Annotated in this window: 8 protein-coding genes; 5 read left to right on the forward strand and 3 right to left on the reverse strand. The window is 59.2% G+C overall.

Going from position 1 to position 7,796, the window contains the following annotated elements:
* The first annotated feature begins 110 nt into the window (after window positions 1-110).
* A complete protein-coding gene (locus IQ273_RS09180) occupies window positions 111-1,076 on the forward strand; it encodes a DUF362 domain-containing protein (protein ID WP_194022869.1) in 966 nt (321 codons plus the stop codon).
* Between the two features lie 85 nt (window positions 1,077-1,161).
* Here IQ273_RS09180 and IQ273_RS09185 read toward each other — a convergent pair whose 3' ends face one another.
* Both IQ273_RS09185 and hemC read right to left on the reverse strand, forming a co-directional pair.
* On the reverse strand, window positions 1,162-2,517 hold the full coding sequence (locus tag IQ273_RS09185; protein ID WP_194022870.1) for a S41 family peptidase: 1,356 nt from the start codon (window positions 2,515-2,517) through the stop codon (window positions 1,162-1,164).
* A 306-nt stretch (window positions 2,518-2,823) separates the two neighbouring features.
* Window positions 2,824-3,801 carry a hydroxymethylbilane synthase gene (hemC, locus tag IQ273_RS09190; protein WP_194022871.1) on the reverse strand — a complete coding sequence of 326 codons (978 nt, stop codon included), beginning with the start codon at window positions 3,799-3,801 and terminating at the stop codon, window positions 2,824-2,826.
* Between the two features lie 229 nt (window positions 3,802-4,030).
* Here hemC and IQ273_RS09195 point away from each other — a divergent pair, with 229 nt between their 5' ends.
* From IQ273_RS09195 to IQ273_RS09210, 4 genes are all read left to right on the forward strand, one after another.
* Window positions 4,031-5,239, forward strand: a complete 1,209-nt coding sequence (locus IQ273_RS09195; RefSeq protein WP_194022872.1) for a hypothetical protein — start codon at window positions 4,031-4,033, stop codon at window positions 5,237-5,239.
* On the forward strand, window positions 5,239-5,547 hold the full coding sequence (locus tag IQ273_RS09200) for a TIGR03792 family protein (protein WP_194022873.1): 309 nt from the start codon (window positions 5,239-5,241) through the stop codon (window positions 5,545-5,547). Before IQ273_RS09195 ends, IQ273_RS09200 begins: the two co-directional genes overlap by 1 nt.
* A 131-nt stretch (window positions 5,548-5,678) precedes the next feature.
* Window positions 5,679-6,338 (forward strand): serine/threonine protein kinase, encoded by a 660-nt coding sequence (locus tag IQ273_RS09205; RefSeq protein WP_194022874.1) that lies wholly within the window; start codon window positions 5,679-5,681, stop codon window positions 6,336-6,338.
* Window positions 6,339-6,381: 43 nt separating this feature from the next.
* Entirely contained in the window at window positions 6,382-6,735 is a 354-nt protein-coding gene (locus IQ273_RS09210) for a hypothetical protein (RefSeq protein WP_194022875.1), read from the forward strand.
* Window positions 6,736-6,805: 70 nt separating this feature from the next.
* Here IQ273_RS09210 and IQ273_RS09215 read toward each other — a convergent pair whose 3' ends face one another.
* Window positions 6,806-7,762: an alpha-E domain-containing protein gene (locus IQ273_RS09215; RefSeq protein WP_194022876.1), complete on the reverse strand. Its 957-nt coding sequence runs from the start codon at window positions 7,760-7,762 to the stop codon at window positions 6,806-6,808.
* Window positions 7,763-7,796: the final 34 nt, after the last annotated feature.

Raw genomic sequence — 7,796 nt, forward strand, 5'->3', positions numbered from 1 at the left:
ATAGAGGTTGTGACGGGGCCAGACAGGGTTGGAAGGACGTTGCTGCTGGGGGGGTGACGCGTTATTCTCCAGACAGAACTATTGCCAGTTTATGGCTAGAGGAGAGTGCTATGGCAGTGCCAGTCAGCCTGATTCGCGCCCAGTCTTACCAGCGGGATGACCTGGCGCGATCGCTCACTCAGGTCCTTGAGCCACTGGGGGGCATGGCGGCCTTTGTCAAACCGGGCGATCGCGTGCTGCTCAAGCCCAACCTGCTGACTGGCTCTCGCCCCACTAAAGAATGCACCACCCGGCCTGAGCTAGTCTACGCCGTCGCCCAGCAGGTAAAAGCCGCTGGCGGCAAACCTTTTTTGGGCGACAGCCCCGCCTTTGGCAGCGCCTACGGGGTGGCTAAGGCCAATGGGCTATTGTCCCTGGTCCAGGAACTCGACCTGCCCATCGTGGAGCTACACGGCCACCGCTACCCCACTGATAACCCCGAGTTTGATCACCTGCGCCTTTCTAAAGAAGCGATGGAGGCCGATGTGGTGATCAACCTACCCAAGGTCAAGTCTCACGTGCAGCTCACGCTGACCCTGGGAGTGAAGAACCTGTTTGGCTGCGTGCCCGGCAAAATGAAGGCCTGGTGGCACATGGAGGCGGGCAAAGACGTGCAGCGCTTTGGCACTATGCTGGTCGAAACCGCCCGCCTGATCAATCCGGCCCTCACCATTGTCGATGGCATTGTTGGCCACGAGGGCAATGGCCCCAGCGGTGGCGAACCTAGGGATTTGGGAGTTTTGGGGGCTTCTGGCAACGTATTTGCGCTAGACCGCGCCATGGTAGCGGTGCTGGGGGTCGATCCACTGATGGTGCCCACGGTGGCTCAGTCGATACGGTTAAAGGCTTGCCCCGACGGGGAAGAGATCACCTTTCCACTGTTCACCCCAGACGATCTGCGGGTGGCCGACTGGCAGCTACCCACCGAACTCATGCCCATCGACTTTGGTATGCCTCGGGTGGTGAAGTCGACCTTCAAACACCTCTACATTCGCTTCATTAAAGAACCTATGACCGCTTACGCTGGGCGGCTTTAGCCTCTCTTTAAATACCGAAGATCTCACGCATTCGCGTAGGGGCATTGCCTGCAATGCCCCTACGCGACCGGGTTCTCTGGCTTACCTATTCGGCAGGATCTAATCGGCCCAGGCGGCTGGCTCCGGTGGTTGTCGGTGGCCCCTGGCTGGCGAGGATGGTTTGCTCTAGCACCTCGGCGGCACGGAGATACTGAGTATCGGCCTCGGTGCCGAGCAGGGCGGGGTTGCTAAACAGCTCACGGCGCTGGCGATCGCTCAGTCCGACCTCTACGTCGGGGGTAATACCCCGGCTGCTGATATCGGTGCCGTTGGGAGTGTAGTAGTGGGCCACGGTAACGGTCAGTCCAGAGCCATCGGTGAGGCCATGCAGCGACTGTACCAGGGCTTTGCCGTAGGTGGTGTTGCCCACGACGGTGGCGCGATTGTTGTCTCGCAGGGCACCGGTTAGAATTTCGCTGGAGCTGGCCGATCGCCCGTCTACCAGCACTGTGAGCGGCAGGTTGGTCAAGGCCGTGCGGTTAGCTGAAAGTGCCTCGTCGTTGCCGCTGCGATCGAGGGTGCGTACAATGGGGCCGTGCTGAAGCCACATGCGGCCGATGTCGATGCTGGCCAGCAGTAGCCCGCCGGGGTTGCCCCGCAGGTCGAGCACAAACCCTTCAACCCCCGCATCGCTCAGACTGCGAATGGCCTCGGCCATCTGCTCGGCGGCGTGGGCGTTGAACTCAATCAGGCGAATGTAGCCAATTGGGCGACCGCCAACCGTTTTTTGAGCATACTCAACGGTGGGCAAATCCATGATGGCGCGGGTCAAAATAACGGTGCGAGGCCCACTACCGTTGCGAGAAATGGTCAGCGTTACCTGAGAGCCCTCGTTGCCCCGCAGCTGTTGCAGCACGCCCTCAGCGGTAAGGCGCTCGGTGCTCTGACCGTCAACCAGTAAAATGCGATCGCCTACTGCAATGCCAGACTGCTCTGCTGGAGAGGCGGGGGCCACGCTGGTAACCAACACTGCCCCAGTCTCAGTGTTGCGCTCTAGCCGTACGCCAATGCCTGAAACCTCACCCGAGGTTTGATCGGTGAGGTCGGCGTACTCGGCTGGGGATAAAAACCGAGTATAAGGGTCGTTGAGCTGCCGCAGCGCCGATCGCAGCGCACTGTAAGCGGCATCTTGAGAAGTGTACTCGCGCCCCAATAAATCTTGCCGTACAGCCTGCCAGTCAACCTGGTTAAAGCTGTTGTCGACGTACTCCCTATTGACAATCTGCCAGGCTTCGTCAACGACGACCTTAGGACTATCTTCGTACTCTGTCAGTGTAGTGGCGGCAAGGGTTAACTCAGCCCCTACAGTAGTCAAGGCCAGGGGCACTAGGGCCAGTGCAGAGGGATGTAGCAGAGACAAAAGCTTGGAAAAAGGAGACCTGGGAAAAGGGGAAGTTGACATCGTAGTAATACCAGCCTGGGCAGGGGGAGGGAGACTAGCCAAGGGCCACATACGTTCGGCCAATCCTGGCCTTATTGTGACCGATGGTCTATGGCTTTGGACAGACGCAGAGACTACTTTTGGTGATTTTAGGCTTTTCTTTAGTTCGGCTGGGTAAAGGGGGCCAATTTTCAAACTGGCCTCCTTTGTTTTTAGTCCACTCTTGCCCAATCAAACCCACCGCCTCACCCAATCACTCACATCCCCGTTCTCCACTGATCTACCTCGCCCCAAAATCCACAGCCGATAACCAGCCCTGGCCCTTACCTAGGACCGGTTAGTAGCGTTAATTTCGTCCAAAATAGTCTGTGCTCCCTCGGCCCGCAGGTGTTGAGCTAGCTGGGTGCCCAAGGCTTCGGCCGCCGTGGTTGGCCCCTGCACAGTGTTTTTAATCACCCGCTGACCGTCGAGACTGGCCACTAGCCCCGTCAGGGTCAGGGTGTCGCCCTCCAGTGCTGTATTGACGCCGATGGGCACCTGACACCCCCCCTCTAGCTCGCGCAGAAAGGCGCGTTCGGCCAGACATCGGGCCGTGGTAGGCGAGTCAGAGAGCACGCTCAGCAGCTTAAGAATTTCGGCGTCACCAGTGCGACATTCAATGCCCAGCGCCCCCTGCCCCACAGCGTGGAGCGAGATATCGGCAGACAAAATTTCGTGGATGCGATCGCCCATATCCATGCGCTGCAAGCCAGCTACCGCCAGAATGATGCCGTCGTAGCCGCCCTCGTCGAGCTTGCGCAGGCGGGTGTTGAGGTTGCCGCGAATATCTTTGAAGGTGAGATGAGGGTAGTGGTGGCGCAACTGAGCCAACCGCCGCAGCGACGAGGTACCAATTACCGCGCCCTCGGGCAGGGTGGCCAGGGTTTTGTCTTTGTTTTTTGCGTGGACGACCAGGGCATCGGCGGGGTCTTCCCGCTCGGTGATGCAGCCCAGCATGAGCCCCTCAGGCAGGCGGGTAGGTAAATCCTTCAAAGAGTGCACGGCAAAGTCGCTGTCGCCGCGCAGCATGGTGTCTTCGAGTTCCTGGGTAAACAAACCCTTGTCACCAATTTTAGAGAGTGACACGTCGAGCACCTTGTCGCCCTGGGTTTCCATGGTGACAATTTCGAAAGCCAGATCGGGAAAATGCCGCTGGAGTTCATCCCGCACCCAGTGGGTTTGAATCAGCGCCAGCTGGCTCTTGCGAGACACGATCCGAACGGTGCGCTTGAGGGTCGAAACAGTCGGGGATGCGGTGGAGTGCATAGTCTGAAACGAGGCTTGCAAAGGGTTGGGTAATGGCTCTAGGCAAGACGGTTTAACCGCCGTCGAATCTCCAGGTTACAGGATGGCGGCTACCGCTATGGTGGGTCTCCAGGAGATGTTAAGGGGTTGTCACATATAGGGCACTGGCGGCGTTTATGATAGGTGGGCAGCTTGGGAAAGATCGTTGCCCCGCCAGTTCTTCAAACACCAGTTTTGGTTCCGTGAGGGAATGCTACATCGCTCCATTGGTTCGCTGGCGCTAGCGATCGCACTCACCTTCGGCACCGCACCTCGGGTTTTGGGTCAGGCCCTGCCGCCAGCGGTTCGCTTTCCCTTTTTGGCCGACCCGCTGCAAGACGACCCCCTCGACCCGCTGCTGCCCCGGCCTATTGTGTCGCGTCCTCTCAGCCCGCTGGAGCTATATGCCCTAGAGCAAGAGCTGGACCAACTGGCGCTGGAGGCCGAGGCTCTGGCCGAGGCGGGGGAGCTAGAGCAGGCCCGTGATATCTGGCGGCGAGAGATTCGTCTGCGCCGTCTGCTAGGGGTCGAACGCGAGCTGGCGGCAATCGACCGGGTGGGGCAGTGGCTACGCGATCGCGAAGCGACCCAAGATCTGCAACTCTACGCCGTACGCCTCGACGAAATTCGGGCCGATCTGGTGCTACCAGAAGACCGTGCTCTGCTAGAGCGTATGGCCGATACCTACGTTGTGCTGGGTGCGATCGATGCCGCCGCCAAAGTTCGCCGCGACCTGGCCGATGCTGCCCTGCTCACTAATGATGAAGCTGACTACCGCCGCCAGCTCGAAATTCTGGCTGCCCTGCGGGCCGAGTGGTTCTACTTCCCAGAGGCCGCCGGGGCCTACGGTGAACTGGTGGCGCTGAACCAGGTTGAGGTCAACCCCGACGATGAACGGCGCTACCTGGCCCTTCAGGCCGAGAATCTGGAGCAGGCTCAGGAGTTTGCGGGTGCGATCGCCCTGCAGCAGCGCCTGCTGACCCTTTACCAAAGCGACGAAAGCCTGTGGCCGCAGATCGCTCCCTTGCAATACCGAGTCGCCCAAAACTACCTCGCCCTAGGTGACGTAGCGACCGCCGCGCGCCAGTTCCAGGTTGCCTACACCAACGCCATCGACCTAGAGCAGTTTGAGGTCGCCACCAACGCCATCCAGGACCTGGCCAACGTGTATAAAACCCTAGGTCGCTGGACTGACGTGGGCTACCTCTACGAACAGCTCTTGGTAGTCGCTCAGCAATCCCACAGTGCTTTTACGATGATGGCGGCCTACGAAGAGCTAGGCCAGGTGCATGAGCAATTGGGGGCCACCCCCTCGGCCCTGGCTGCCTACCGTGAGGGGCTGGTGCTGGCACGGGTGCTGGGCACGCGCCAGGCCTACTTTGAGGCTCAAATTGCCCGTTTAACCGAGGACGCAACCTAATGGTAATTGAATGGCTGACCTTTGCGGTCGACCCCGACAACCGAGAAACCTTCATTCGCTTAGACAACGACATCTGGACGGCGGCCCTGAGCCAGTATCCCGGCTTTATTTCAAAAGAAGTGTGGATTTCGCCGGATTTGCACGACCAGGTGGTGTTCATGGTGCGCTGGCAAACCCGCGAGCAGTGGAAGTCGATTCCCCAGGACGAGCTAGACGCTGTTGAGCACCGGTTTGACGAGGCGGTTGAATTTGATTACCGCATGATCGATGCCCGCGAGTACCAGGTACGGCGCTATCCCTCGACCTAGCTTCCAGTTGGCAGTGCGATCGCTCCGTCTGCTGCCGATCCGCTCCCGCACGCACCAGCCCTGATCTTGTCACAATTAAAACCTGGCAACACGACTGAGTTTAATGACGAGTCACTGGCAAATTCATCCCTATGCTTGACCCTATTCAGGCGCTTGCGCAATGCGTTCGCAAAGAGCTGCTGCCAGAGCTGCACCTCGAAAGCATCGATCCTCACAATCCCGTGGTGGTTCATCGGGTGCCGGTTCCCTGGCGTCTTCTGGGAGCGGGCAACTACGCCGCGGTGTTCATGCACCCCGACTATCCCGAACAGGTGGTGAAGGTGTATGCACCGGGTCGCCCCGGCATCGAAGCCGAGGTTGAAGTCTACCGGCGACTGACCGACCATCCGGCGTTTTCGCGGTGCTACGTCAGCGAAGCGCCGTTTTTAGTGCTCAAGCGCCTGTACGGGGTGACGCTGTACGACTGTCTCCACCGGGGCATTGCCATTCCGCCCCAGGTGATTCGCGATATTGATGCCGCCCTCGACTATGTGCGTAGTCGGGGCATGTTTCCCCACGATGTACATGGTCGCAACGTGATGCAGTACGAGGGGCGCGGCCTAGTCGTGGATGTCTCTGATTTCTTAAATACCCAGCCCTGCCGAGCCTGGCAGGATGTCAAGCGCGCCTACTGGTGGATTTATCGGCCCTTTTTCCTGCCCCTGGGACTGCCAATTCCCTATGTGTTGTTGGATTGGGTTCGAGCTGGGTACCGGCTGTTTCGCCGTCTTTTAGGGGGTGGGCTGCGCTAGCATACGGCCATTGCTGTTGACTGTATTACGCTGCCCCGCTGCCATGCTGTCGTGCTCCCGCTGTCAGGCTCCTCTCGAACCCACTGCGCTTCGGTGCCCCCGCTGTGGGCTGACGCTCAAGGCTCACGGGCATCCGGGTATACCGCTGCACCGCACCGAGGGCGACGAGCCGCTGTGTGCCACCTGCCTCTACGATGCCGACGACACCTGCAACTTTCCTCAACGCCCCCACGCCGAAACCTGCACCTTGTATCGACCTGTGAATGCCGCTCAGGATATTGATCTGCCGACGCTGTCACCGGGGCAGCAGGTCAGTTTTTGGCTGCGCAACCATCGGGGGCTGGTGGGGATAGTGGGGCTACTACTGTTGAGTCTGGCGCTGGTGCTGGTGCGGTAGGGAAAGATCCCAGGGTTCTAGTGAGAGGGTAATAATTCCCACCAAACCACCCAAAGAACCCTGGGATCTCTTAGCGCTGGGACACGGGCTCTAGGGCAAAAAAGTCTGAGAAGATCTTCTCGCTGACAGTGTTAAGACGAGTTTGCAGGTTGTCGAGAAACTCGTGCAGCCCCTGCTGGGTAATTTCTTCGATAGTGAGGTAGTCGAGTTCGGAGCGCAGGCGACCGAGGGCGCGATCGCTGTTGGTGCGCCAGGTGCCCGCCGGGGTGCCCGAAATGCAGTGCAGCGATCGCTCTGCCTCCAGCAAACAAAACTGAATCGATCGCGGAAACTCCCGGTTCAAAATCAAAAACTCGGTCACCCCTTTGGGGGTGATGCGGTACTGGCACTTGCGGTACATCTCGTAGGCGCTGGCCGACTTCAGCAGAGCAATCCACTGCAGGTCATCCAGGGGCGAGCCCACATCGGTGACCGAGGGCAGCAAAATGTAGTATTTCACGTCGAGAATGCGGGCGGTTTTGTCGGCCCGCTCCAGCAGCCGCCCCAGTTGACCAAAGTGCCAGCCCTCGGTGTGGGCCATGGTGGCCTCCATCACCCCGGCAAACAGGTGGCTGGCCATTTTGACTTCGGGGAAAAAGCGGTGTAACTCCGATAGCACTCCCCCGTCTGCCGCTTCATTCACCATCAGGTAAAACGAATTCACCTGCTCCCACATTTCAGACGAAATTACCTCCCGCACCGATCGCGCATTTTCCCGCGCCGACTTCAAGCAGGAAATGATTGAGTTGGGATACTCGCGATCGAAGGTCAAAAACCGCAGGATATTCTCGGCGGTCGCTTCACTGTAGCGCTCCTTAAACATGGCCTGATCGCCCGTCGTTCTCACCAGCGGCTCCCACTGCTGCTCCATCCCCGGCGGTGCGTCCAGCAGCAGGTTCAGGTTGACATCCACAAAGCGGGCGACGTTTTCGGCCCGCTCGACATAGCGGTTTAACCAGTAGATAGAATCGGCGACGCGGCTGAGCATAGTGGTGAAGAGTGGATGGGTGGATGGGTGGATG

Origin of the sequence: Nodosilinea sp. LEGE 07298 (assembly GCF_015207265.1) — a bacterium.
In the GTDB taxonomy this organism is placed as follows: domain Bacteria; phylum Cyanobacteriota; class Cyanobacteriia; order Phormidesmidales; family Phormidesmidaceae; genus Nodosilinea.